The sequence below is a fragment of the Planococcus sp. MB-3u-03 genome (genome assembly GCF_002833405.1).
Classification (GTDB): domain Bacteria; phylum Bacillota; class Bacilli; order Bacillales_A; family Planococcaceae; genus Planococcus.
The window spans coordinates 377503-402438 of record NZ_CP025135.1; the positions used below are offsets into that span (position 1 = coordinate 377503).

General features: G+C 50.3%; 25 protein-coding genes, 1 pseudogene and 2 riboswitches. Of the genes and pseudogenes, 21 read left to right on the forward strand and 5 right to left on the reverse strand.

What is annotated here, in order from left to right:
* Positions 1-28 precede the first annotated feature (28 nt).
* The 7 genes and pseudogenes from CW734_RS03210 (at position 29) to CW734_RS03240 (ending at position 8497) form a co-directional block, all read left to right on the forward strand.
* Complete coding sequence (locus tag CW734_RS03210) at positions 29-1528, forward strand: UDP-N-acetylmuramoyl-L-alanyl-D-glutamate--2,6-diaminopimelate ligase (RefSeq protein ID WP_101189407.1); 1500 nt, start codon at positions 29-31, stop codon at positions 1526-1528.
* Positions 1529-1608: 80 nt separating this feature from the next.
* Positions 1609-2991, forward strand: coding sequence for a class II fumarate hydratase (gene fumC / locus CW734_RS03215; protein WP_101189408.1), 1383 nt, complete (start codon positions 1609-1611; stop codon positions 2989-2991).
* A 125-nt stretch (positions 2992-3116) separates the two neighbouring features.
* The gene (locus tag CW734_RS03220) at positions 3117-3779 is read left to right on the forward strand and encodes a Dph6-related ATP pyrophosphatase (protein ID WP_101189409.1); all 663 of its coding nucleotides are present in this window, start codon (positions 3117-3119) and stop codon (positions 3777-3779) included.
* 6 nt (positions 3780-3785) lie between these two features.
* On the forward strand, positions 3786-4781 hold the full coding sequence (locus CW734_RS03225; RefSeq protein WP_101189410.1) for a GNAT family N-acetyltransferase: 996 nt from the start codon (positions 3786-3788) through the stop codon (positions 4779-4781).
* Between the two features lie 189 nt (positions 4782-4970).
* A pseudogene (locus CW734_RS03230) lies at positions 4971-6546 on the forward strand (BCCT family transporter).
* Positions 6547-6756: 210 nt separating this feature from the next.
* Entirely contained in the window at positions 6757-7176 is a 420-nt protein-coding gene (locus tag CW734_RS03235) for a universal stress protein (RefSeq protein ID WP_058381899.1), read from the forward strand.
* Positions 7177-7231: 55 nt separating this feature from the next.
* Entirely contained in the window at positions 7232-8497 is a 1266-nt protein-coding gene (locus tag CW734_RS03240) for an MFS transporter (RefSeq protein WP_101189411.1), read from the forward strand.
* Positions 8498-8877: 380 nt separating this feature from the next.
* Here the strand turns inward: CW734_RS03240 and CW734_RS03245 are convergent, their stop codons facing one another.
* Positions 8878-9420, reverse strand: a complete 543-nt coding sequence (locus CW734_RS03245; protein WP_101189412.1) for a recombinase family protein — start codon at positions 9418-9420, stop codon at positions 8878-8880.
* A 178-nt stretch (positions 9421-9598) separates the two neighbouring features.
* Between CW734_RS03245 and CW734_RS03250 the strand changes: the two genes are divergently transcribed.
* The 3 genes from CW734_RS03250 to CW734_RS03260 all read left to right on the forward strand — a co-directional run bounded on the left by CW734_RS03250 (position 9599) and on the right by CW734_RS03260 (position 13020).
* Positions 9599-11059: a SulP family inorganic anion transporter gene (locus CW734_RS03250; RefSeq protein ID WP_101189413.1), complete on the forward strand. Its 1461-nt coding sequence runs from the start codon at positions 9599-9601 to the stop codon at positions 11057-11059.
* 316 nt (positions 11060-11375) lie between these two features.
* Positions 11376-12326, forward strand: a complete 951-nt coding sequence (locus CW734_RS03255) for a siderophore ABC transporter substrate-binding protein (protein ID WP_101189414.1) — start codon at positions 11376-11378, stop codon at positions 12324-12326.
* A gap of 58 nt (positions 12327-12384) precedes the next feature.
* The gene (locus CW734_RS03260; protein ID WP_101189415.1) at positions 12385-13020 is read left to right on the forward strand and encodes an O-methyltransferase; all 636 of its coding nucleotides are present in this window, start codon (positions 12385-12387) and stop codon (positions 13018-13020) included.
* Positions 13021-13077: 57 nt separating this feature from the next.
* On the opposite strand, the gene CW734_RS03265 is transcribed toward CW734_RS03260, so the two are convergent.
* Positions 13078-13821, reverse strand: a complete 744-nt coding sequence (locus CW734_RS03265; RefSeq protein ID WP_101189416.1) for an alpha/beta hydrolase — start codon at positions 13819-13821, stop codon at positions 13078-13080.
* Positions 13822-13944: 123 nt separating this feature from the next.
* On the opposite strand from CW734_RS03265, the gene CW734_RS03270 reads away from it, so the two are divergent.
* The 11 genes from CW734_RS03270 to CW734_RS03320 all read left to right on the forward strand — a co-directional run bounded on the left by CW734_RS03270 (position 13945) and on the right by CW734_RS03320 (position 23022).
* Entirely contained in the window at positions 13945-14343 is a 399-nt protein-coding gene (locus CW734_RS03270; RefSeq protein WP_101189417.1) for a PaaI family thioesterase, read from the forward strand.
* Positions 14344-14489: 146 nt separating this feature from the next.
* Entirely contained in the window at positions 14490-14969 is a 480-nt protein-coding gene (locus tag CW734_RS03275) for a MarR family winged helix-turn-helix transcriptional regulator (protein ID WP_101189418.1), read from the forward strand.
* The gene (locus tag CW734_RS03280; RefSeq protein WP_101189419.1) at positions 14966-15949 is read left to right on the forward strand and encodes a ring-cleaving dioxygenase; all 984 of its coding nucleotides are present in this window, start codon (positions 14966-14968) and stop codon (positions 15947-15949) included. Before CW734_RS03275 ends, CW734_RS03280 begins: the two co-directional genes overlap by 4 nt.
* A gap of 149 nt (positions 15950-16098) precedes the next feature.
* Positions 16099-16398 (forward strand): TIGR04104 family putative zinc finger protein, encoded by a 300-nt coding sequence (locus tag CW734_RS03285; RefSeq protein WP_101189420.1) that lies wholly within the window; start codon positions 16099-16101, stop codon positions 16396-16398.
* 113 nt (positions 16399-16511) lie between these two features.
* Positions 16512-16642, forward strand: a riboswitch (FMN riboswitch).
* Positions 16643-16749: 107 nt separating this feature from the next.
* Positions 16750-16880: riboswitch (FMN riboswitch) on the forward strand.
* Positions 16881-16979: 99 nt separating this feature from the next.
* Positions 16980-18062: a bifunctional diaminohydroxyphosphoribosylaminopyrimidine deaminase/5-amino-6-(5-phosphoribosylamino)uracil reductase RibD gene (gene ribD / locus CW734_RS03290; protein WP_101189421.1), complete on the forward strand. Its 1083-nt coding sequence runs from the start codon at positions 16980-16982 to the stop codon at positions 18060-18062.
* Positions 18063-18067: 5 nt separating this feature from the next.
* Complete coding sequence (gene ribE / locus CW734_RS03295; RefSeq protein WP_101189422.1) at positions 18068-18703, forward strand: riboflavin synthase; 636 nt, start codon at positions 18068-18070, stop codon at positions 18701-18703.
* Positions 18704-18715: 12 nt separating this feature from the next.
* Positions 18716-19906, forward strand: a complete 1191-nt coding sequence (locus CW734_RS03300; protein ID WP_101189423.1) for a bifunctional 3,4-dihydroxy-2-butanone-4-phosphate synthase/GTP cyclohydrolase II — start codon at positions 18716-18718, stop codon at positions 19904-19906.
* A 12-nt stretch (positions 19907-19918) separates the two neighbouring features.
* The gene (gene ribH, locus CW734_RS03305; protein ID WP_101189424.1) at positions 19919-20386 is read left to right on the forward strand and encodes a 6,7-dimethyl-8-ribityllumazine synthase; all 468 of its coding nucleotides are present in this window, start codon (positions 19919-19921) and stop codon (positions 20384-20386) included.
* 377 nt (positions 20387-20763) lie between these two features.
* Complete coding sequence (locus CW734_RS03310) at positions 20764-20949, forward strand: hypothetical protein (RefSeq protein ID WP_101189425.1); 186 nt, start codon at positions 20764-20766, stop codon at positions 20947-20949.
* 50 nt (positions 20950-20999) lie between these two features.
* Positions 21000-21278, forward strand: coding sequence for a DUF4212 domain-containing protein (locus CW734_RS03315; protein WP_101189426.1), 279 nt, complete (start codon positions 21000-21002; stop codon positions 21276-21278).
* 64 nt (positions 21279-21342) lie between these two features.
* Positions 21343-23022 carry a sodium:solute symporter family protein gene (locus CW734_RS03320; RefSeq protein ID WP_101189427.1) on the forward strand — a complete coding sequence of 560 codons (1680 nt, stop codon included), beginning with the start codon at positions 21343-21345 and terminating at the stop codon, positions 23020-23022.
* 61 nt (positions 23023-23083) lie between these two features.
* Here the strand turns inward: CW734_RS03320 and CW734_RS18605 are convergent, their stop codons facing one another.
* The 3 genes from CW734_RS18605 to CW734_RS03330 form a co-directional block, all read right to left on the reverse strand.
* Positions 23084-23617 (reverse strand): GtrA family protein, encoded by a 534-nt coding sequence (locus CW734_RS18605; protein WP_232787143.1) that lies wholly within the window; start codon positions 23615-23617, stop codon positions 23084-23086.
* A complete protein-coding gene (locus CW734_RS18610) occupies positions 23598-24131 on the reverse strand; it encodes a glycosyltransferase family 2 protein (RefSeq protein ID WP_232787144.1) in 534 nt (177 codons plus the stop codon). Before CW734_RS18610 ends, CW734_RS18605 begins: the two co-directional genes overlap by 20 nt.
* Positions 24132-24290: 159 nt before the next feature.
* Positions 24291-24848, reverse strand: coding sequence for a M15 family metallopeptidase (locus CW734_RS03330; RefSeq protein ID WP_101189428.1), 558 nt, complete (start codon positions 24846-24848; stop codon positions 24291-24293).
* Positions 24849-24936 lie beyond the last annotated feature (88 nt).

Sequence of the window (24936 nt, forward strand, 5' to 3'; positions counted from 1 at the left end):
TAAATTTATCTTCAAGAGGAGTTACGATATGAAGTTGCATTTTGCACGAATCCCCGAAGTACGCACAATAAAATCGTTCGGGCCAGAGTCTGCGGAGATCCAGTCGATTGTTTATAATTCATCGGCTGCACGGGACGGGTCTGCTTTCTTTTGCGTCATCGGGGAGAACACGGACGGACATTTATACATAGAGCCTGCGATCGGAAACGGTGCACAGGCGATTATCGGCTCCAATGAGGAAATTCTGTCGCAGCAAGCCAAGCGCTATCCTTCTGTCAGCTTTGTGCTGGTGGCGGATGTGCGCAATGCGCTCGCCCATACGGCAGATTTCTTTTTCGACTCGCCTCAGCAAGAGCTGTTTAAAATTGGTGTGACGGGAACGAACGGCAAGACCACGACGGCTACCTATGCCCGAAATTTATTCAACCTGTTGGGAACGCCTTGTGGATTTATTGGCACAACTGGCGTCGAAACAGCTGAAGGCAAAGTCCCGTTTGAGAAAAGCACGCCCACCACACCGATTGCGTCTGACATCCACCAGATTTTCTCCATGCTGGTCGATGCTGACACAAAGGCAGTCGCGATGGAAGTGTCTTCGACTGCGCTGGATCAGCAACGTGTGGAAGGGATCGTTTTCGATGTAGCCATTCATACGAATTTATCCGAAGAACATCTCGAATACCATAAAACCTTTGAACATTACCGGGAGTCCAAACTGAAATTGTTCGAACGCGCGAAAGCGGCAGTCGTTAATCTCGACGATCCGGGTTTAAGCGGCGGCATTTTAGCGGTGGCGGATTATCCGGTGCTGAGCTATAGCCAAAATCCGTCGAGCGGCGCGGACCTCGTTTGGGGGAATTACAGCGCATCTGCACAAGGCATGCGTTTTGAATTGAATTATAAAGGCGATGTCCGGATGATCGAAGCTCCATTATTCGGGGATTACAATGCTGCGAATTTGACGGCGGCGATTGCGACTGCCTTACACGCAGGGCATTCAATCGACCAAATCATTGCGGTCTTGCCGGATATGCCTCAAGTAGAAGGGCGTTTTCAAGTGATTAGAGGCCCTGAAGAGCGGACCATCATTTTGGATTATGCCCATACGCCAGTCGCGATCGATGCGGTCTTGACGGAAGCCCGTAAATTGCCCCATCGCCGCCTGATCGCGCTGATTGCCGGAATCGGTATCCGGGATTTTGCCAAGATGCCGAAAATGGCAAAAGCGTCTGAAGGGAAAGCGGATGTTTTGGTCGTTACAGTAGACCATCCGGGTTACAACGATCCGGAAGAAGTTGTTTCGGAAGTGATCAAAGGCTTCAGTGTCCCGTACATGCAAAAAGTGCTGAAGGCGCCAACGCGCAAACAGGCAGTGGAAAAAGCGCTCGCGGAAAGCGGGCCGGAAGACATCATCTTGCTGTCGAGCGGCTGCATCAACGGCGCACAGATCATCAAAGGGGAACATATCCCGCATTCAGATGAAGCGATAATCGAAGCGTTTTTCTCGAGCAAAACCGGGGAATTTTAGCGGCGAGGGTCGCTTTTTTCGGGTGGAATGTGTTTAATAGAAGAGAAGCAAGTTAAAGACTAAGAATTGGAGTGAATGGAATGCAGTATCGTACAGAAAAAGACACGATCGGTGAAATTCAAGTTGAAGCTGACAAAATGTGGGGCGCGCAAACTCAGCGCAGCGTCCAAAACTTTGCCATCGGAACAGAACGCATGCCCCATGAAGTGGTCATGGCATTTGCTCAATTGAAAAAAGCGACAGCTAAAGCGAACCACAAGCTCGGCAAGATGTCCGACGCTAAAATGCGCGCAATCGAAGCGGCTGCCAACGAAGTAATCGAAGGCAAATGGAACGACCATTTCCCGCTCGTCGTTTGGCAGACAGGAAGCGGCACGCAATCCAACATGAACATGAACGAAGTATTGGCACGCCGCGGAAACGAAATCTTAGCGGAACAGGGATCGGATGAAAAACTTCACCCGAACGATGACGTCAATATGTCCCAAAGCTCGAACGATACATACCCGACGGCGATGCACGTTGCCGGCGTTCTAGCGGTTACGGAGCAATTGATTCCAGCGGTCCAGAAGTTGAAAGCGACTTTGGATGAAAAAGCGAAGAAATTCGACGACGTCATCAAAATCGGCCGCACACACTTGCAAGATGCCACACCGCTGACATTGGGCCAGGAAATCAGTGGCTGGCGCCATATGTTGGAGAAAAGCGAGCGCATGATCAAAGAAAGCGTCGAGCATATGCGTGAACTGGCAATCGGCGGAACAGCGGTTGGAACGGGCATCAACGCAGACCCGAAATTCGGCGGCTATGTTGCGGAATTCATCGCAGAAGCGGTCGGCACGGAATTCACTTCAGCGGAAAACAAATTCCATGCACTGACAAGCCATGATGAAATGGTCTATGTGCACGGTGCGGTTAAAGCACTTGCGGCGGATGCGATGAAGATTGCCAACGACGTGCGCTGGCTTGCGAGCGGACCGCGCAGCGGCATCGGTGAAATCACGATTCCGGCTAACGAGCCAGGCAGCTCGATCATGCCGGGGAAAGTCAACCCGACGCAAAGCGAAGCCTTGACGATGGTATCGGCCCAAGTCATGGGCAACGACGCAGCGATCGGATTTGCAGCGAGCCAAGGGAACTTTGAGCTCAATGTCTTCAAACCAGTCATTGCGTATAACTTCCTGCAATCGGTCCGCCTGTTGACGGATTCACTTGTTTCTTTCAACGACAACTGTGCAATTGGCATCGAAGCGAATTTGGACGTCATCGAAAACCATGTGAAGAATTCCTTGATGCTCGTCACTTCGCTCAACCCGCATATCGGTTACGAAAAAGCGGCTGCGATTGCCAAGCAAGCTCATAACGAAGGCACGACGCTGAAAGAATCAGCAGTCAAGAGCGGCCATTTAACAGCGGAGCAATTCGACGAATGGGTGCGCCCGGAGAATATGGTAGGAAAATAATGCAAACAGCCGGGATTTTCCCGGCTGTTTTTTTGTGGAACAAGGAGTTTGGCGGCAGGAAATAGAAGTAGAGGGAACAAGGAAACGAAAAAGTAAGACACAAGAAATTACAGAAGAGGTGCAGTATGCAAAAACCATTTATTACATCATGGAGCGGTGGCAAAGACTCCGCTTTAGCATTTTACCGCGCGGTTCAGCAAGGGCATGTGCCGATTGCGTTGTTCACCATGTTTGAAGAAGACGGAGAACGCTCGAAATCCCATGGGCTGAAAAAGCAGATCTTGGAAGCACAAGCGGAACGGATGGGCTTGCCTTTAGTGATCGGGCAAGCCGACTGGTCAGGATATGAAAAGGAATTTATTCGCCATCTGCAGCATTTCAAAGAACAAGGCATCGAAATGGGCGTTTACGGCGATATTGATCTGCAGGACCATCTTGATTGGGTCGTGAAAGTCAGCGAAAAGGCAGAACTTGATGTCTTCCATCCCTTATGGCAAGAAGCCCACCGGTCATTGTTGGAAGAACTGGTCGAAGAAGAGTTTAAAGCCGTCATTACAGTAGTGGACACTGCACGTGTGGGGGAGGAGTTTCTCGGACGCGTTTTCACCCGTGAGCTGATCGAAGAGCTGGAGGCATTCGGCATCGATGCTTGCGGAGAGGAAGGGGAATTCCATACAACATTGATAGACGGTCCGATATTTGTTGAACCGTTGCCAGTGGAACTTGGAAACGTTGTGCGCAACGGCCAGTATGCGATGCTTGAAGTGAAACTTCAAACAGGGGAGTGATCGAATGTGATCCAGATCATCAGTGTAGAAGAAAAGCACATCCGCCAAATGTCTGCATTGCTTTCAAAACGCCAGGCGCAGGAGCGGAAGATTTTCCCGTGCCTGCCGGATAAGTTCGAGGAAATCGACGAGGCGGAGATTGTCATCCGTAAATTGCTCGAGCGCCCTTATGTCAGCGGAGTGGTCGCTGTCCGCGGCATTGATGTGATCGGATACCTGATCTATGAATTCAAGGAAGAAGCCCATCGCGGCCGCTATGTATGGATGGATTATGAATCTATCGCCATCAGCGAGCATGAAAACCCTCGTCTGTTGCGCTTATTATATGCAGATGCTGGAGCAGAATGGGTCAAGCATGGCTATTTCCATCATGTGTTGATGGCGCCGCTTGGAGATGAAATGGTGTTCGAACAATGGCTGGATCAAGGATTCGCCTTCGAGCAGAAATACGCGATCCTGTCGCTGGATGATTACGAACCGAAAAATGGCGCGTTGCCGGAACTTGAATTTCGGCGCGGCACGAAGGTGGATGCGCCGCTCTTGAAAAAAATGGCGGTGTGGAACAGCATCCATCAGGCAGCCGCACCTTCTTGGCATCCGATCACGAGAGAAACGATGGAAAATGTCCAGAAAAGCTATGTGGCACTGACGGAAGACAAAGAAGCCTATCTATGGCTTGTTAACCAAGGCGAACAAGCTGCCGGCTTCCATGTATATTTTCGCAAAGAGGACCCTTTCAGTTTGGTGACGCCCGAAAATTGCGTAGAGCTGCCAGCTGCTTCGACCAACCCGGATATGCGTGGCCGCGGCGTCGGCCGCGCATTGGCAAACCATTGCTTCGCCGAATTGAAGAAAGAGGGCTATGATTATATTTTTGCCGACTGGCATACGCCAAACCAAATGGCTTCCTATTTCTGGCCGCGGATGGGTTTCCAGCCCGTCATGGTCCGGATGTCGCGCCAGATCGACCCACGCATTTCATGGGCGCACGGCCACGACTGAAAAGGAAGCATCGCTTTACTTGCTCAAGAAAACTAGCTTCGTTATACTCGTAGGCGTGCTCGAAATGACGATATTTCCCAGGCCTTCTTCTGAAAAAACTACATTTCTGTGTAGTTTTTTCTTTTTTTATGATTACAGCGTAAAACTGTCGGGAAGGCAAGAAAGGGATTAAATAATTGAGGGGATTCGATGAAAAGAAAAGGCTTGATCGATTACCGGATTTTCTTCCGGCTTTTTCATCATCATCGCAATCAGCGTTCCACTCGCGCTTTATGAAAGCCGTTCACTGGAATTGCTGAATGGGATTTTTACGACAATTGTTGAAGTATTCAGCTGGGGCTATCTGTGGTACGGCATTATCCTGGTCGGGGCGGCGCTGTATTTTTCCTATTCCAAATACGGCGATATCGTACTCGGCGACCCGGCAGAAAAGCCGCGTTTGACTTTGTTCGAGTACGCATCCATTTTGATTGCCATGGGGCTCGGTTCGACGATCATGCGTACAGGCATGCTGCAATGGACATCCGTGGCGAATAACCCGCCAGCAGGAATGGACGCGGGGTCACCGGAATCGATTTTAATGGGCAATGCCTACAGCATGTTCTTATGGGGCTTCCAAGTATTCGCGATTTTCGTCATGATCGCCCCGGCGATGGCTTATACGCTGCATGTCAAGAAAAAGCCGATGATGCGCATGTCCGAAGCGGCCCGTCCGGTTTTCGGCGATAAGTTGACGGACGGTTGGGCAGGGCGCCTGCTCGATATCCTGTTCTTGCTCAGCATCATGACAGGGGCTGCGGTAACGCTCGGCTTGGGCGCACCGATCATCACGTATAATATTTCTGCGTTGATGAACATTGACGTAACGTTCGGGTTGACGCTCGTCGTCACCATCGTCTGGGTGGCACTGTTTTCCGTCAGCGCTTATCTCGGTGTGGAAAAAGGCATCAAACGGCTCAGTACCTTCAATATCTATTTAGCTGGTGCCTTTACGCTGTTTATTCTATTGGCTGGGCCAGGTGTCTTTATCCTGAATTATTTCTCAGACAGCGTTGCATCGCTGTTCACGAATTACTTGAGTTTTTCACTCAATACGGACTCGGTTTATCAAGGTGCGGCGTCGCATGTGCAAAGCAATACGGTGTTCTGGTTTGCTTACAGCGCCACATGGGCGATGCTGCATTCGGTGTTTGCGGCCCGTATTTCAAGAGGGCGCACCATCCGCGAGATGATCATGACCTATCTATTAGCGCCGACGCTGTTGTCATGGATCGCGACAGGCGTTCTTGGCGGGCTCGGCGTCCACCGGTACTTGACGGGTGAACTGCCGATTTTGGATATGGTGAAAGAAGACCGGATGGCGGTCATTCCTGAAATTCTTTCGACCTTGCCGCTTGGCGGATTGGCGATTGTGATTTTCATTATCGTCGCGCTCATCTTCCTGACGACTACGCTCGACTCAACGACTTACACGATTGCTGCTTATACGAGTACGCTTGATATGAGCAAAAATGAACCGCCGAAAATTTTGCGTATCCTGGTTGCCGGCATCATCACCGTCATTTCACTGGTGCTCATGAGAATCGGCGGCTTGGCACCGCTCGAAGTGGTGTCCGGCTTGATGGGCTTGCCGATCATTTTCATCACTTTCCTGATGATTTATTCGGCGAAGAAAATGATGGACCAAGACCGTGCGTGGCTCAATAATGTGCGAGACAAGGAAACGCCTTTGAAACGGTCAAAACAGAAAACGAAAAGTGAATAATTAGTCGAATGATTGAATAAACCCAGTCTTCCCCATCATGAGGGAGCTGGGTTTTTTAATGCAAGGACTCGGATGTGCCGAGGAAATTCTGGACAAATTCGATTTTAGCGTGGAAGATAAAGGTATCGCTATCGATTTCACAGCTTGCTATCTCTGTGTTAATACACAAGCACGCCAAATTACCGACTCATTAAAGGGGAGTGTTGAGAAGTGTACAAGAAAATTTTACTTGCTGTAGATGGTTCCGACCATTCAGTCCGCGCAGCTAAAGAAGCTGTGAAATTAGCTAAAGGATCGGATGATTCGCAGATTACCATCGTCTTTGTAGCAGATCACGACAACGCAAAAAACGAAGTGCTTCATAGCGGCAGTTCCGCGGAGCTGGATTTCCAGCGCCGCAAGAAATTACAGCCTGTGGAGGAAGCAATCGGAGCAGCCACTATCAAATACCGCGTAGAAATTCTGCACGGTACACCAGGGCCAACAATCGTTGAGTATGCCAATAAAGAATCGTTTGATGTATTGGTTATTGGCAGCCGCGGCTTGAACTCCTTGCAGGAGATGGTGCTCGGCAGCGTCAGCCACAAAGTGGTCAAGCGTGCGAACTGCCCGGTACTGATCGTAAAATAAAAAAGGGCTCCACCTGGGAGCCCTTTTTGCTGCAGCAGGCAAGGGGGAGAACAAGGTGAAACATACTGCGCCGATACATACGCCGTTTTATTATGGCTGGGTCATCGTCGCGATTTCGGCGTTATCGTATTTCTTTTCGGGACCCGGCCAAACCTTTTCCAATGCCATTTTCATCGATTATTATATTGAAGAGTTCGGATGGAGCCGCTCCACGGTGTCAGGGATTTATTCTGCGGCTACATTGATCGCAGGTTTCCTGATTTTTATGGTCGGCAGGCTGTTCGATAGCCAGGGAGCACGTAAGATGGCGGTCATCATCTCCAGTTTGCTGGGGCTCGCCTGTTTATTTAACGGATTGATCGCCAACACCTTCATGCTGTTCATCGGCTTCTTTTTGATTCGCCTGCTCGGGCAAGGCTCGATGTCACTCACGCCGAAGTCGCTCGTGCCGCAATGGTTCATCGCCAAAAGGGGGCGCGCGCTCAGCCTCGCAGCACTCGGGGCGATGGTCGGCTCTGCCATCTTTCCATTGCTCAATGTGTGGCTGATTGAAACCTTCGATTGGCGCATTGCATGGCTGCTGCTCGGCGCGTCTGTGTTGGTTATTTTTACGCCGCTCGCGTTTTTGCTGATCCGCAACAAGCCGGAAGATATCGGCTTGCGTCCTGACGGGGAAGTGATTCCTGAAGGGGAAAGCGCAGAGAAGAGTTTATCGGCAGATATTAGCTGGACCGTGAAAGAAGCGCAGAAAACCCGCGCCTTTTGGCTGCTGCTGTTTTGCGTCGCCACGCCAGCCTTGGTGAACACGGGAATCACGTTCCATTTAGTATCGATTTTTTCACAGCAATCGCTGACGCCTGAAGCCGCAGCGACTGTACTGAGCTTGATGGCGGTCGTCGGATTCCCGGTAACGTTTTTAGCCGGCTATTTGCTGGATAAAATCGAAGTGCGCTGGATGCTGGTCGCCTTGTTTGCCGGAGAGATCATTTTCATTTTGCTGCTCCAGCAAGCGACCGTTCTGTCATTAGCGATCCTGTTTGGCGTCGTATGGGGAGTCGTGTCAGGAATTGAGCGGGTCACGTTGAGCATTGTCTGGCCCAATTATTACGGCCGCCAGTATATCGGCAGCATCAGCGGCATCGCCATGGCGATCATGGTCATCGGCTCTGCCTTAGGGCCTTTGCCGTTCGGCTTGTTTTACGATTTCCTTGGCGGCTATGATGAAGCATTAAGCTTCCTGCTCATCATCCCGGCTTTAGCAATCGTCGCTTCCATCCTGGCAAAACCACCCGTGAAAGAAGAGTTGAAAACCGGGCAATAGAAAAAGAGGGTTGAAGAAGTCTACAATCCGCTATGAATGAAAAAGGGAATCACCTTTTCTACGTTCAAAATTCAATGTTCTATCTGAGTATTTGGAGAAGCATTCGCTCGACTCCTGTGGGACTAGCGGGTTTGAGAGACCCCGCAGGCAATGAATGAGCGAAGCTGTGCTGAGCACATTCATTTGCGACGCATCTGCCGAGCAGATGTGGGAGCAACGATTTTCTTGCGATGCTCGAACGCAGTGAGAGTTGAGCACACGGTTTTAGTGACGAGGAGGCTCGATTCCCGCCCCACGGAAAGCGAGCGATAAGCTTCGGAAAATACGACTTCTTACCTTTTCGACAGCCTGAAAAAAAAGAGCGCCTCGGCGCTCTTTTTTTAATTCTCCAAATAACGATACAGAGTGGACTTGCTGATGCTGGTCTGTTCTTTGATCTCGGCCAAGCTATAGGATTTGCTTTTATACATCTCGATCGCTTTTTTGACATTGGCATCGGGCTTGCGCGGTCGCCCGGCGTGCATGCCTTTTTGCTTGGCTTCCGATAAGCCTGCTTTGGTCTTCGCACTGATGGAATCGCTCTGGAATTCAGCGATGGATTTCGCGATTTCCAAAAATGAAAACGACGTTCCTTTCGCGGTGTCGATATTTTCTTTAATGGCATGAAGGAAAGCTGTTTTTTCTTCGAGCGCTTCAACTAAGTCCACCAATTGGCGGGTTGAATCTGTCAGCACATGGAGTTTCATCACGATGATGCGGTCTCCAGGAACGAGCGCTTCCAGCATGTGGTCCAGCTCGGTTCGCTGTTTCGGAGAACTGTGGGATTCTATATGGATCACATCGCAGCCGAATTCTTCAAACAGGGCGCGTTGCTTTTGGCAGTCTAAATCTTCTTCAATGGCTCTTGCGTAACCGATTCGCACGTAAAAAACTCCTCGCTGTACAAAGTGAATACATTATAACATATTAATTTTTTTGTAAAAACGGGCCCAAAAAGGTTCCATTAATGGAGCGTCGGTGCTAAACTATTTTCATTGTGAAAAAATAAGGTTTCCAGGATATGAAGAAACTTTCAAATAAAGAATAGAGGAGCACGACCACGTGAAACAAAGTCTGAAAACCCAATGGTTCGGGAATATCCGCGGTGATATATTGTCAGGGATTCTCGTCGCCATTGCGCTTATTCCGGAAGCCATTGCCTTCTCCATCATTGCAGGGGTCGATCCGATGGTCGGCTTGTACGCCTCCTTCAGCATTGCGGTCATCATCGCTTTCGTCGGCGGGCGTCCCGGCATGATTTCGGCCGCTACCGGCGCGATGGCGCTATTGATGGTGCCGCTCGTCCGTGACTACGGGCTGGAGTATTTGCTCGCTGCCACGATTTTGACAGGGGTCATCCAGATCCTGTTCGGCGTCTTCAAAGTGGCAAGAGTGATGAAGTTCATCCCGCGTGCTGTCATGATTGGCTTCGTCAATGCGCTGGCCATCTTGATCTTCATGGCGCAAGTGCCGCATTTCATCGGCATCAACAATATGACCTATCTCTTCGTGGCCATCACGTTGGCCATCATCTATATCGTGCCGCGTTTTTTCAAAGCCATCCCGGCCCCGCTTATCGCGCTGGTCGTGTTGACGGCAGTGGCCATCTATTCCGGATTCGAATTGCGCACAGTAGGCGATCTCGGCACGATCAGCCAGACGCTCCCGAGCTTCTTGTTGCCGGATGTGCCATTCAACTTGGAAACACTGTCGATCATCTTCCCGTACTCACTTGCGCTGGCTATTGTCGGCTTGCTTGAATCGCTCTTAACGGCGAATATCGTCGACGACATGACCGATACAACAAGTGACAAGAACAAAGAAGCCAGAGGTCAAGGAATCGCCAACTTCGTCACCGGTTTCTTCGGCGGAATGGCGGGCTGTGCGATGATCGGGCAATCGGTCATCAATGTCAAATCGGGCGGCCGTGGCCGATTGTCGGCGCTTGTTGCCGGTACGTTCCTGATGTTTTTGATCATCGTTCTCGGCAATGTCGTCGTGCAAATCCCGATGCCAGTGCTTGTCGGCATCATGATCATGGTATCGATCGGGACATTCGACTGGGCTTCGTTCACTTACTTGAAAAAAGCACCGAAAACCGATTCCATCGTTATGGTCGCGACTGTCGCCATCGTCGTCTATACGCACGATTTATCGATCGGTGTGCTGGCGGGTGTCTTGCTAAGCGCCATCTTCTTCGTCTCGAAAATTTCCAAGATCAAAGTGGAAAAACGTTTGCTCGATGCGACACAATACCGCGTCGAAGGCCAATTGTTCTTCGCTTCGGTTGAAGATTTCCTGGAGAAATTCGATTTCGATATCGAACGTGAGAAAGTGATTGTCGATTTCACGGATGCCCATATTTGGGACGATTCCGGCGTCGGCGCCGTCGACAGGGTCGTGCTGAAGTTCCGCGAAAATGCCAATGAAGTGGAAGTGACCGGCCTGGATGCCGGAAGCCAGAAACTGATCGATCAATTGGCAATCTTCAAAAGCTCGAACGCAAAGCTGCCAACGCATTGAATGAATAATGAATATAGGAAAGCCCGTCCTTCTTATGGACGGGCTTTTTGTGTCTTGTTGATGACGGGAATGCCAAGCTCTTTTGCAGGAAACAAAAGAGAGCATCCTGATACGAAAACAAATGAAAATAATTCTCATTTAGGTATTGAAAGTGTTTTTATTCTGCTATACTAATGAATGTGATTGAGTGATAATGATTATCAGTATCACCTGATTGACGAAAGGGGCGATTCTTCAAGAGTCACCGGAAAAGATTACATAATGCAGTGCGGATGTCCATCATCCAATAATCTCAATAGAAGAGGAGACGGAAAAAATGAAGAAATGGTTAGCGGCAATTTTAGTATTAATGATGTTTGCAGTTCTCGCGGCTTGCGGGGCGGAAAAAGAGGCGACAGACAGCCAAACGGCGGATGCTCAGACTGCGGAAACGGTAACAGTGACGCATGAACTGGGTGAGACGGAAGTTCCGAAAAACCCTGAGAAGGTCGTCGTTTTCGACTTCGGGATTCTGGATACACTGGATCAATTGGGAATCGAATCGATTGCCGGCGTGCCTCAAGGAAATGTGCCATCCTACTTGGAGAAGTTTGAAGACACTGGGAAATACGAGAATGTCGGCACATTGAAAGAAGCGGATTTTGAAGCGATCCACGCAATGGATCCAGACCTCATCATCATCTCTGGGCGCCAGGCAGAAATGTATAATGAATTCAACGACATCGCACCGACTATTCACTTGGGCGTAGATACAACAGATTATATGAATTCGTTCACAACAAACATGGAAACGGTCGGGGAAATCTTCGGCAAAGAAGCGGAAGTTGAAGAAGAGCTTGCAGCCATCAACGAGAAAATCGAAGGCATCAAAGAGAAAACAGCAAGTTCTAAAGAAAAAGGCTTGATCGTGCTGGCCAATGAAGGAAAAGTCAGCGCATACGGAGCAGCTTCACGCTTCGGCATCATCCATGACGTCTTTGGTGTAAAGCAGGCGGACGAAGGCATTGAAGCGTCTACGCATGGCCAAAGCATCACGTATGAATACATCCTTGATACAAACCCGGACATGATGTTCGTCGTCGACCGCAATGCAGCAGTCGGCAATGACGCAAGCGCAAAAGATTCATTGGAAAATGAATTGGTCCAGAAAACGAACGCTTATCAAAACGATAAGATCATTTACTTGGACCCTGATTACTGGTACCTATCCGGCGGCGGGCTGCAGTCTGTCAGCGAAATGGTCAAGGCCATCGAATCAGCATTTTAAAGTACCGAAGCCCCGGCATCGCCGGGGCTTTTTCTCAATCATAAGGAGGGATAAGGATATGGAGGAAATCCATTCTTATATCGATAAAGTGTTTGTTGAGCAAGAAGAGGTTCTGGAAGGCGTGCTTGCCGCCATCAACGAAAAAGGCATGCGGCCGATTTCGGTATCGCCAGCGTCCGGAAAACTGCTGACGATGCTCGTGGCCATGGCGGAAGCGGAACGGGTATTGGAAATCGGCGCACTCGGCGGCTATAGCGGGATTTGCCTGGCACGGGGCTTTGGCGCACGAGGGCATTTGACTTCGCTGGAATTGGAGCAGGACTATGCGGAACTGGCAAACGCCCATCTGGCAAAAGCGGGATTCGGCAGCCAAGTCGATTATCTGACAGGCCCTGCCTTGGACAGCTTGGCAAAGTTGAAAGGCCAGGGGAGGACGTTCGATTTCTTTTTCATCGATGCCGATAAGGTGAATTACGAAAACTATTTAGCCGCTTGCCTTGAACTTGCAGAAGACCGGGCATTGATTGTCGCCGATAATGTACTGGCTGGGGGAAGTGTGGCAGCTGTGGGTAAAGAGCGCCAGCACACCGAAGCGATGAAGAAGTTCAACGAAACGGCTGCAAGGCATCCGCAGTTGGAGTCGATCCTGCTGCCGGTTGGTGATGGATTGCTTGTGGCAAGAGTGAAAAAATGACAAAAGGACGGAAGGCTCTCACGCCTTCCGTCCTTTGCTCTATAAATAGAGCAGAATTTATTCGTATTTGCGGAAAAAGGCGAGTGTGCCGTCGATGATCCGTTGCTGGTCGTGATCAAGCGTCGCCACATGGAAGCTATCCGTCATTTCAATGAGGTCTTTTTCCTTGGATGAAATATGTTCATATATGAACCTGGAATTATCCGGCGGGACGACATGATCTTCCGGCGAAACGAACAGCAGTGTCGGGCAATGAATGGCCGACAGGTTTTTTCTGGCCAAATCCATGAAAGAAAGGATCTCCTTAACGGAAGCGACCGGTGTTTTCTCATAAGCAAGCTCAGTGATTCCAGGCTTTTTAATATCGGATCCGATGGCATCCAAAAAACGCACATCCTGCAATTCCTTGACACCTTCCATGTCCGGGACTTCGACGGCGGCGTTAATCAATGAAATGGCGCGGATCTCCGGATGGTTTTCCGCCATATAAAGCGCGAGTGTACCGCCCATTGACAAACCTGCCACGAATATCTTATCGCAGCGCTCCGACAGCCAAGCGTAGGCCTCCTCGACAGAGGCAATCCAATCCTGATACGTGCTTGTTTCCATATCTTCATAATGCGTGCCATGCCCCTTCAGGCGCGGGGCATAGACGCTATATCCTTCGTTCGCGAAAGCCTCGGCAAGCGGGCGCATGCTTTGGGTCGTGCCGGTAAAGCCATGGGATACGAGAATTCCTGTTTTCCCGCCTTCGGAAATGAACGGCTCTGCGCCTGGAAGGACATCGAAATCATGTGTCATCCAAAAACCTCCTTTTGGGATAGTCTTTAAGTATTCGCTGCTTTTCAGGAAAATCCTGCCCATTCATTTTCCCTGAAAAGGAATGCTATACTTACGGAAGAATAATCAACTGGAGGAGATCGCGTGCAAAACGTACAGGAATATACTCAATTGATCGAGCAATTCGAGAACGGCCCCTATTTCAAGATGCTCGGTTTTGAAATCAACGGGGTGGAATATGGCAAGGCGTCCATGCGCTTGGAGAAAAGACCTGAAAATGACAATATGCAAAATATGCTGCACGGCGGCGCGATCATGTCAGGGATTGATATTGTCATGGGCCTTGCCTCCCGGTCGCTCGGAAGCGATGCGGTCTCGACGATTCAAATGGAAGTTCGCTTCATCAAAAGTTTGGCGGAGGGAACGGCCGTTTTCCACGCTGAACTGTTACATCAGACGAACAGTACGGCAATCCTGACAGGGCGCGTCGTCAGCGATCGAGACGAATTATTGGCCTATAGCACCGGAACATTCAAACTATGATTGCAAAAGCTCCTTTCCGCATACGGCGGGGAGGAGCTTTTTGGATTAACCGCAATCTGAAGCCGTTCTCTTGACCGGTGAGTTATAGCTTGATATGATTACTTTTAATTAAAGATATTTTAATTCGAAATAAAGAGGTGAAATAAATGGAGTTCTCCAACCAGAACCTGAAAGCTGTAACGGTTTTGATTCGCGCCGCGGATGCCGTCCATGATGCCATTAAACGGGACGTTGCCGGGTACGGCTTGAATGCGACGGAATTCTCGGTGCTCGAATTGCTCTATCACCAGGGCCGTCAGCCGATACAGGCGATTGGCAAGAGGGTATTGATTGCGAGCAGCAGCATCACTTATGTGGTCGACAAACTGGAACAGAAAGGCTACGTCGAACGGGAAGCGTGCAAGGAAGACCGGCGCGTGACTTATGCACTCTTGACGGAAAATGGCCAGGAATTGATGAAGCGGATTTTCCCTGAGCATGAACGGCAGATGGATAAAGTGTTTGCCGGCCTTGGGCAAGAGGAAATAGTGGAATTGATCGAAAAGCTGAAAAAGGTCGGCTACGAAGCGCAAGACAGCAATGCAGCAGCAGATGGAATTTTAAAAAATAAGGAGCGGTATGCATGAACGAATTGAAAGGGATCCACCATGTAACGGCGATTACGAGCAGTGCCGAAAAGAATTATGAATTTTTCACGTATGTATTGGGCATGAGGCTGGTCAAGAAAACGGTGAACCAGGACGATATCCAAACCTATCACTTGTTCTTCGCTGACGATAAGGGTTCAGCGGGGACGGATATGACTTTCTTTGATTTTCCGGGAATCCCGAAAGGCTCTCACGGAACCAACGAAATTTACAAAACGGCTTTCCGCGTTCCGACAGACGAAGCGCTTAGCTATTGGGAGAAACGTTTTGACAAATACGAAGTGAACCACAGTGCAATCGCAGAGCAATTCGGCGTCAAAACTTTGTCGTTCACAGACTTCGATGACCAGCAGTATATGCTCGTATCGGACGAGAACAATGAAGGCGTGCAAGCGGGGACGCCTTGGCAGGACGGCCCGGTCCCGCTTGAATTTGCCATCACCGGGCTCGGGCCGATCCATATCCGCATCGGCCAATTCGATTACTTGAAAGAAGTGCTCGAAAAGGCGATGCATATGCGCGAGATCGCCAACGAGGGATCGCTGCATTTATTCGAGATGGGCGAAGGCGGAAACGGTGCACAAGTAATCGTTGAGCATAATGCAGATTTACCGTCCGGGCAGCAGGGTTACGGCACGGTGCATCATGCCGCATTCCGCGTGGCGGACCGCGCAGCATTGAATGAATGGATCGGCCATATGCAGGAAATCGGGTTCTCGACTTCGGGCTATGTCGACCGCTTCTTCTTTGAATCATTGTACGCACGGGTAGCCCCCGGCCTCTTGTTCGAATGGGCAACGGATGGCCCGGGCTTCATGGGTGACGAGCCATATGAAACACTCGGGGAGAAACTTTCTTTGCCGCCGTTTTTGGAACCGAAGCGCGAACAGATCGAGAGCATGGTGCGGCCGATCGATACGGTGCGCAGCACGAAGGATATCGAAAAAGAATACCTATAGGAAAAATTGGCACTGCTCCCCATGGGCAGTGCTTTTTCACTGCCAATAACAAAGAGGATGCAGAGAATCTGAAATAATGGGACGATTTTGGGAACTTATTCAACTTATATGCGTAAGTATAGTTAACACAAAGAAAGGGGAGAAGGGCGATGCCGAAATGCCAGAATTGCGGAGCGTTATGGACGTGGGCACAGACCGTATGCCGACTGTGCACACTCGGGGATGGGATGAAGTGCCCCTCATGCCGCGAGGAGCAATTCGTATCGATGGAATCGCGGAAAAAGACCAGCTTGTTCGTCTTTGCCGCTCCGCTCATCATGTTCATTTCGGTCGCTTTCGGCATCGATCCGTTCGTTTCCCTCGCCCTGTTCCTGGCTTCCTTTTTAGTAATCATGGGCATTTATCCATTCTTTATCGAATTGACAGACGAGCGCGGGCCAATGTGGTGACTAGTAGAAATCCGAGTTTCTTTCTAGGGATTGAGTTGGCTGCGCACAACAAATGAAGATTCTTTTCTGGACAGCCCCTGAAGCTTGCGCTAAACTTACAGATAATCATCTATAGCGTTCTTCGGGGTCGGGTGAAATTCCCAATCGACGGTAACGGAGCAATCCGAAGCCCGTGAGCCTTTCGGGGCAGGATTTGGTGCAAGTCCAAAGCCGACAGTTAAAGTCTGGATGGGAGAAGAACCGTCAAGCAGCCTACTAGCAATCGCTTAGGTTTCTTTGATATGCACTTTCAAGGCCCCTTTCTTTTTATGGAAGGGGCCTTTTTGCATACTGTGGATGATCAACTGAATAGTATTCCTTCGGGGTCGGGTGAAATTCCCAATCGACGGTAACGAAGCAATTCGAAGCCCGTGAGCCTTTCGGGGCAGGATTTGGTGCAAGTCCAAAGCCGACAGTTAAAGTCTGGATGGGAGAAGGAAGAACACGGAAATTATAGAGTTTTCTATAGTTCTATTTCCTATTGTCTTCTAACCCATTGGCTAATCAATGGGTTTTTATTTTGTTCTGAAAGGTGTGATCAAGTGGACGATCAGCAAATCATGAAGCAAGCACTGGCATTGGCACGATCAGCTGCCGGGCAGACTTCCCCCAACCCGCTTGTCGGGTCGGTGATCGTCAAAGATGGCCGTATCATCGGCATGGGCGCGCATTTGAAAGCGGGACAGGCGCATGCAGAAATCCATGCGCTGAATATGGCAGGCACTGAAGCGCGAGGCGCGGATTTATATGTGACGCTGGAGCCTTGCAGCCATCATGGCCGGACTGGACCTTGCGCAGACGCGATTATAAAAGCCGGCATCCGCCGTGTCGTCGTCGCTGTGCTTGACCCGAATCCGCTCGTTTCAGGCCAGGGCATCAAGAAGCTCGAAGCCGCCGGGGTGATTGTAGAGACCGGTGTCTGCGAGCAGGAAGCTGCGGAGCTGAACCGGATGTTCTTCACCTTTATCCGCAAAAACCGGCCATTCGTCACATTGAAGCATGCCATCACGCTAGACGGCAAAATCGCTGTATACGGCGGCCGTTCGGAAAAAATTACGGGGCCTGAAGTGCAGCGCGACGTCCACGAACTGCGCTTGCTGCACGACGCCATCCTCGTCGGCGCACAGACCATTGCACTCGATAACCCCCGTTTGACCAATCGGTTTGCCGATTCCCCGAAGCAGCCGATCCGCGTCATTTTAGATGGCCATCTGCGCATCCCGATAGAGAGCCACGTCATTCAAGTACCTGATGCCCCTACTTGGATAATCGTCGGATCACAAGCTGATATCGACAGCCGCGGCGCATTTCCTGAGCATGTCCGAATTCTGCAACTGGATACGCCCGATGTGGAAATCGTCGCTGCATTGGAATTGCTGGCCGAGCATAAGGTGTTATCTGTCCTTGTGGAAGGCGGCCAAAAAATCAATACCGCTTTTTTGAAAAGCGGGCAAGTAGATGAAGTTGCTACGTATATCGCGCCAATCATTCTCGGCGGCGAAGGAACCGTTTCCGTATTTGGTGATCTACATGCCAGTTCCACGGCAAACGGCATTCCCCTGGAGACGCAGAAGGTAGAGCGCATCGGAACGGATCTGAAGATTATCTCCACTTTAAAGGAGTGACATGAATGTTTACAGGCATTATAGAAGAAAAGGGGCAACTTGCCGGTATCAAGCGCGGCGCGGCCAGCATGGAAATGACGATACGCGCAAATGTCGTCCTCGAAGAAACGAAAATCGGCGATAGCATTTCAGTCGAAGGGGTGTGCCTGACAGTGACCTCATTATCCACAGGCCGTTTCACAGTGGATGTCATGCCGGAAACATTTCACGGCACGACCCTTTCTTCGTTGAGTACATCCAGTGCCGTCAATCTAGAGCGGGCCATGGCGGCGAACGGCCGTTTCGGCGGGCATCTTGTCGCTGGCCATATCGACGGAGTCGGCAAGATCCTGCGCAAGCGCCCCCAGGAAAACGCACTGTATATCGATATAGCAGCGCCCCCTGAATTGCTTGCGCAGTCGATCGTCAAAGGATCAGTGGCAATCGATGGCGTCAGTTTGACGATTTTCGAACTTAGCGAAAACCATTTGACCGTTTCGCTCATCCCGCATACAGCGGGGGAAACGACTTTGGGCAGCAAAAAAGTAGGCGATTCGGTCAATCTGGAAACCGATATGTTCGGAAAATATGTGCAGCGTTTTATGGAGCATGCGCCAAAACAACCGATGAACGCCGATTACTTGCGGCGCCACGGATTTTAAAGGAGCAAACCGATGCTAAATACAATTGAAGAAGCAGTAAAGGATTTGCAGGCAGGAAAAGTCATTATTTTGGTAGATGACGAATCAAGGGAAAACGAAGGCGATTTTGTTTGCCTCGCAGAACATGCGACACCTGAAAACATCAATTTCATGGCAACGCACGGCCGGGGGCTCATCTGCACGCCTGTCTCGCCCGACATCGCCCTGCGGCTGAAACTCGACCAAATGGTCAGCCACAATACCGACCACCACGAAACGGCGTTTACCGTCAGCATCGACCATAAAGATGCCAAGACGGGCATCAGTGCCTTTGAACGGTCGGACACCATCTTGCAGATGCTCGATACGAAAGCCGTGCCGCAGGACTTCAAGCGGCCGGGGCACGTCTTCCCGCTTGTCGCGAAACTAGGCGGCGTATTCCAGCGCCAAGGCCATACGGAGGCGTCAGTCGATTTGGCGCGTCTCAGCGGAAGCGAACCCGCAGCGGTCATTTGTGAAATCATGAACCCTGACGGCACGATGTCGCGCATGCCGGACTTGGAAAAGTTGGCGGAGCAGTTCGATATAAAAATCATCACGATCGAGGATCTGTATGCCTATCGTGCAGAGAAAGACCCGCTCATCACGCGGGAATCGAGTGTCCACATGCCGACCGATTTCGGCGAGTTCCGGATGGTAGGCTATTCCAACCGGCTGGATACAGAAGAGCATGTCGCCATCGTCAAAGGCAATCCGGAATTGGAGGAAGCGCCGATCGTGCGCATTCATTCAGAATGTTTGACCGGTGATATTTTCCACTCGCGCCGCTGCGATTGCGGGGCCCAACTTTCCAAATCGCTTGAATTGATCGAACAGGCAGGTGCCGGCATCGTCCTTTATATGCGGCAGGAAGGGCGCGGCATCGGCTTGTTGAACAAGCTAAAAGCGTATGAACTGCAAGAGCAGGGCTTGGATACGGTCGAAGCGAATGAACAGCTGGGCTTCCCGGCAGAAATGCGCGATTATACTTTATGCGCTTTGATGTTGAAGGATTTGGGCGTGTCGCGCGTCAGGTTGCTGACGAACAATCCAGCCAAGACAGACGCGCTCATCGAATACGGCATTAAAGTGGAAGAGCGGCTGGCGCTGGTCATCCCGCCGACTGAAGACAACACGCAATACATGAAAACGAAAAAACAACGGATGCATCATCTAATCGACTAAGGAGTGTTCATAATGGAAACAGTTTACGAAGCAAATTTGATCGGATCGGATTTAAAAATAGGGATCGTTACAGGCAGATTCAATGACTTTATCACGTCTCGCCTGCTGGACGGCGCAGTCGATGGCTTGGTGCGCCATGGCGTAAATAAGGAAAACATCGACACTGCTTGGGTGCCGGGGGCATTTGAATTGCCGCTGGTCGCGAAGAAAATGGCGGAAACGAAAAAATACGATGCCGTCATCGCACTTGGCACCGTGATCCGCGGTTCGACAACGCATTACGATTATGTCTGCAGCGAAGCGGCGAAAGGCATTGCACAAGCCGGCATGTCGACAGGCGTTCCAGTCATTTTCGGCGTGTTGACGACGGAGACGATCGAACAGGCGATTGAACGCGCTGGCACGAAAGCCGGAAACAAAGGCTACGAAGCGGCGGTTTCTGCAGTTGAAATGGGTAATTTGATGAAAGCATTCGACTGATCAAAAAAAGAGCTGAGACAGGTTTTTGATTGAAGGAATGGGACCAGGTATTTTCTGGTCATCAATCATTTCATACGAGTGAATAAATAAAATGAGCATGCATTCTTTTATGAATGCATGCTCATTTTTTGGTGGCATTTATCTTGATACAACAACATATTGTTGAAATTTCAGCTTATAATGCTTTGAGTTCAAAAGATATTTTAATTGAAGTTTATTATAATAATACATTGACAATTAACAGAATTTTTAGAATAATGAAAAAAGAAACCATCTATTATCCTTAAAATGGAAAGGGAGGGGGAAAGGCGAATCATCACCTATGATAGGCCGTCCGTAGGCGTATTTGTTAGCGTTTTCAAAGAAGGAGTGAGTCGATGATCTGGGTTCTTACATTGAGCCTTATCACCATCGTGTCCGTAGTAGCAGGGTTAAGGAAGCGGAAGGTTGTTTATTTTTTCCTTCCATTTGCATCGATTTTTGCATTCATGCTCGTCAAAGTCATTATGGTGCCACTCCCATTCCTGGATACGGTCCGTTTCATTTTCCAGTTGAGGGGGTGAACTTCGCAATAGAGGAATTCGGCTTGTAAACCGACAAAGGGGTGGGTAATTTGAGGAAGATCGATAAAAAACAAGCAGATGCGTATTTCCGGACTCGTACCACGTTGGTCACCATCTATTTATTGATCGGGTTTTCGGCATCTTTCGGGGTCGTCATGTTCGCGGAGGAATTGTCGGGCTTCAACGTCAATGGAATGCCTTTCCATTATTTCATGGGAGCGCAAGGGGCAGTGTTGACCTTCATCATCTTGCTGTTCGTTAACGCAATCATCAACGACCGGATCGACAAGAAATTCGGCTTGGACCAAGACCTGGAAGACAAGAAATAACATAGCGCTTCCACCTAAATAAGAGCGATGGATAAAATTGCATAATTGACAAGGGGGAGAAGCAGTGGATTCACAATTTCTCGTATCACTTGTATTGATCCTGGCCACATTCGGCTTGTATATCGGCATCGCCGTCTACAATATGGCCAGGCAAACATCAGACTTTTATGTAGCCGGGCGCAATGTTCCTGCCGTGTTCAACGGGATGGCGATCGGTGCCGACTGGATGAGCGCCGCGTCATTCATCGGGATGGCCGGGACGGTCATGTTGCTCGGATATGACGGCCTTGCCTATATCATGGGCTGGACAGGCGGATATTTACTTTTGACTTTCCTATTGGCGCCGCAGCTCCGGAAATCCGGGCGCTACACGGTACCGGAATTTATCGGCGACCGCTATAGCAGCAGCAGCGCGCGCTTGATCGCGGCCGTTGCCACCATCATCATCAGCTTTACATATTCGATTGGGCAGCTCTCAGGTTCCGGTGTCGTCATCGGCCGGCTTTTGGAAGTGCCTACAGCCGTCGGGACGATCATCGGTGTCGTATTGATCGCTTTCTACTCGGCGCTTGGCGGGATGAAAGGGATTACGTGGACGCAGGTGGCACAATACCTGGTCTTGATCATCGCCTATTTGATCCCTGTTATTTTCATGTCACTGCAATTGACGAGCAACCCGATTCCGTGGCTGTCATACGGGCAGATCGTCGGGGAACTCCAGCAGCTCGATCAGCAGCTCGGGGTTTCTGAATACGTCGTGCCATTTACAGAAGCGACCAAATGGCAATTTCTTGCACTCATGTTTACATTGATGGCCGGGACAGCCGGCTTGCCTCACGTTATCGTGCGCTTCTATACGGTTTCTACAATGAAAGCAGCCCGTTGGAGCGGCGCATGGGCGTTATTGTTCATCGGTTTGCTTTACTTGTCTGCACCAGCGTACGCGGCATTTTCACGTTTTATCCTGATGACTCAAGTGGCCGGCTCTTCGATCGCCGATCTTCCGGCTTGGACAACTTCTTGGGTCAACACCGGCTCATTGTCGGTAGCTGATACAAATGGCGATGGCATCCTGCAATGGGAAGAAATCGTCATCAGCAATGATATCGTGGTCATGGCAACGCCTGAAATCGCCAATCTCGGCGTCTTTGTTGTCGGCTTGATGGCTGCCGGCGCAATGGCCGCGGCACTTTCAACAGCTGGCGGGCTGATGATCGCCATTTCAGCCGCTTTGTCACAAGATATCTATTATCGTTCAATCAACCCGAAAGCGACGGAAAGCCAGCGCTTGCTTGTCGGCCGTTCATCGATCATCATCGCGACTGTCGCAGCCGGCATCGTGGCACTGAATCCGCCGGGCGCGATCACGCAGATCGTAGCATGGGCATTTGCGCTTGCATCCGGCACCTTCTTCCCGGCGCTGATTCTCGGCGTATGGTGGAGACGGGCAAATGGGCCGGGCGTTATTGCCGGCATGCTGGTCGGTTTGACGGTAACCTTGACTTATATTTTCGCTGCTAAATTCGGCGGCTTTACGATTCTCGGCATTATCGATACAGGTGCCGGAGTCTTCGGGGCAACCGCGGCGATTCTTACGATCATCATCGTTTCACTGGCGACGAAGCCGCCATCGAAAGAAACGCAAGAAGAAGTTCTGGACTTGCGCTATCCAGAAGGCATGACATATAAAGACGGTGAAGTATGGCGCACCGACCCGGTCGAAACAAAACGTCCGGAGCATTGAAAAAAGAGCGGAAGCCTAGGCTTCCGCTCTTTTTCTATGTCTATCTTATGTGTGTGTGTCTTTATTCTTTGCGGAAAACCCAAGCGCGCTGAGCCACGAAGCCGAAGATGAACAGCACGGTATCGACCATCACTTTCAAGATCACTTCTCCGCGCCCGAGCCATTCCGCATACAAGAAGTGGACCGATGCGGCGGAAACGCCCATGATGAAGGCGGCCAATATGTAATAGCGCAGCAAGGATCGTTTGGAGCCCTGCTTAAAGACTTTATTGCGGTTGACGTAGTAATTGAATAGGGAAGACAGGATGCGTGCCGCCACCGTGGCGATGATGATGAACGCTTCCGGCGATTCGTCGCGCAATAGCTGGACGAACAGCCAGAACAAGGCGATGTCGAGCCCAAATGAGGCGGCGCCTGATATCCCGTAAAATAAAAAAATCTTGTAAATATGGTAAGAATCGCGGAGCGGGTGGAAATGGGACGACTTATTCTCGTCCAAATAAACGGTTTCGATCGTCACTTCCGACACCGGGATGTAATTCTTTTTCAGCGCCGCGAGCATATTCATTTCATATTCAAAGCGTTCGCCGAGCACGTCGAGCAGGGCCTTGGCAAAACTTTACCGGAATGCCACGCAGGCCGGTCTGTGTATCGCTCAAGTCCGCGCCAGTCGACAAGCGGAACAACAGGCGCGTGAACCGGTTGCCGAAGCGGCTGCGGAACGGGATATTGGGCTGAGAAAAATCCCGAGCTCCCAGCACGACATGGTTTGGCGAGGCTTCAAGTTCATCTGCGATTTTGACCATGTCAGACACCAAATGCTGGCCGTCTGCATCGGCAGTAATGATGGCTTCGATCGGCAATTGATGATTGAGGATGTAATGGAACACCGTTTTCAGCGCGCGCCCTTTCCCTTGGTTGACCGCATGAGTCAATAAAGTCACTTGCGGCAGTTTTTCCAGCTCATCAAAAAAGCCGGCATAGTCGGGTCCGCTGCCATCATTTACAACGATGATCCGGGAAAAGCCGGCTGATATCGCTTCTTCAATTATAAGTTTGCATGGCTCTTCCGGTTTATAAGCCGGAATGACGATGGCGAATTGTTTCACAGGCAACCTCTTTCCATTTCTGGCACCCAGAAATAAGCTACTGGCATATGTTTCTATCTCTATATAATGATACTACCCCAATTCCGGTTCTTTAGTCGTACCCTCCAGGATTTCCTTGGTGATTCTTGATAGGAATCGATTCATAGTCCCGCATACAGCTTAGTCAGAGACAACATCTTCGGGGCGGTAGCCATCCTGCAGCTGGCGGATCGATAAACCGAAATCCAGTTGAAGATGCGGATAATCTTTGAAGCGTTGCCAGTCGCCGCCCCATTCGAATCCGAGCTCTTTGGCGATATCCGCTACTTCAAACCAGTCGGGACGGCCGTTTTCGTTGCCGTCTCGCTTGATATCCCAAACGACTGACCCGTCAGGCAGGCGCAGCGCAAAATCGATGGCCAGCCCGTAATTATGATAGGACTCGCCTCCTTCAGCATAGGTGACGACACTCCCGCCCCGCGAACGGCCTTGGGCATGGATTTCGTTTTGTTCTTCGACGGAACGGAAACCGTCGGTGATGAGGATATCGATGCCGACTTCTTCAGCCTGCGCGATCAGCTGGTCGCGTTTGGATTCGACGATCGGGTGTAGGCCGGTCGGAAGCGGCCGTTCAGCGCGTTCGTTGCGCTTTTCGATTTCCCGATCAATCCAAATGAACAAAAATGCACCGATGATAAACAACAACAGCAATGAAAAGACGGTGCGGAATGTTTTCAAGTAATTTCACCTCGTAACTTGATTGTAGCAAAAATCCTTAAGCAAGTATCCGGCAGGAGTTTTTGGTACGATAGGGGAAACAGATTTT

What these genes read in the sequence shown, in the direction of transcription:
- CW734_RS03300 (WP_101189423.1), top strand. Translation starts at nt 18,716, where the DNA reads ATGCTAAATACAATTGAAGAAGCAGTAAAGGATTTGCAGGCAGGAAAA.
- CW734_RS03275 (WP_101189418.1), top strand. Translation starts at nt 14,490, where the DNA reads ATGGAGTTCTCCAACCAGAACCTGAAAGCTGTAACGGTTTTGATTCGC.
- CW734_RS03280 (WP_101189419.1), top strand. Translation starts at nt 14,966, where the DNA reads ATGAACGAATTGAAAGGGATCCACCATGTAACGGCGATTACGAGCAGT.
- CW734_RS03255 (WP_101189414.1), top strand. Translation starts at nt 11,376, where the DNA reads ATGAAGAAATGGTTAGCGGCAATTTTAGTATTAATGATGTTTGCAGTT.
- CW734_RS03210 (WP_101189407.1), top strand. Translation starts at nt 29, where the DNA reads ATGAAGTTGCATTTTGCACGAATCCCCGAAGTACGCACAATAAAATCG.
- CW734_RS03310 (WP_101189425.1), top strand. Translation starts at nt 20,764, where the DNA reads ATGATCTGGGTTCTTACATTGAGCCTTATCACCATCGTGTCCGTAGTA.
- CW734_RS03265 (WP_101189416.1), bottom strand. Translation starts at nt 13,821, where the DNA reads ATGACACATGATTTCGATGTCCTTCCAGGCGCAGAGCCGTTCATTTCC.
- ribH (WP_101189424.1), top strand. Translation starts at nt 19,919, where the DNA reads ATGGAAACAGTTTACGAAGCAAATTTGATCGGATCGGATTTAAAAATA.
- ribE (WP_101189422.1), top strand. Translation starts at nt 18,068, where the DNA reads ATGTTTACAGGCATTATAGAAGAAAAGGGGCAACTTGCCGGTATCAAG.
- CW734_RS03260 (WP_101189415.1), top strand. Translation starts at nt 12,385, where the DNA reads ATGGAGGAAATCCATTCTTATATCGATAAAGTGTTTGTTGAGCAAGAA.
- CW734_RS03285 (WP_101189420.1), top strand. Translation starts at nt 16,099, where the DNA reads ATGCCGAAATGCCAGAATTGCGGAGCGTTATGGACGTGGGCACAGACC.
- CW734_RS03220 (WP_101189409.1), top strand. Translation starts at nt 3,117, where the DNA reads ATGCAAAAACCATTTATTACATCATGGAGCGGTGGCAAAGACTCCGCT.
- fumC (WP_101189408.1), top strand. Translation starts at nt 1,609, where the DNA reads ATGCAGTATCGTACAGAAAAAGACACGATCGGTGAAATTCAAGTTGAA.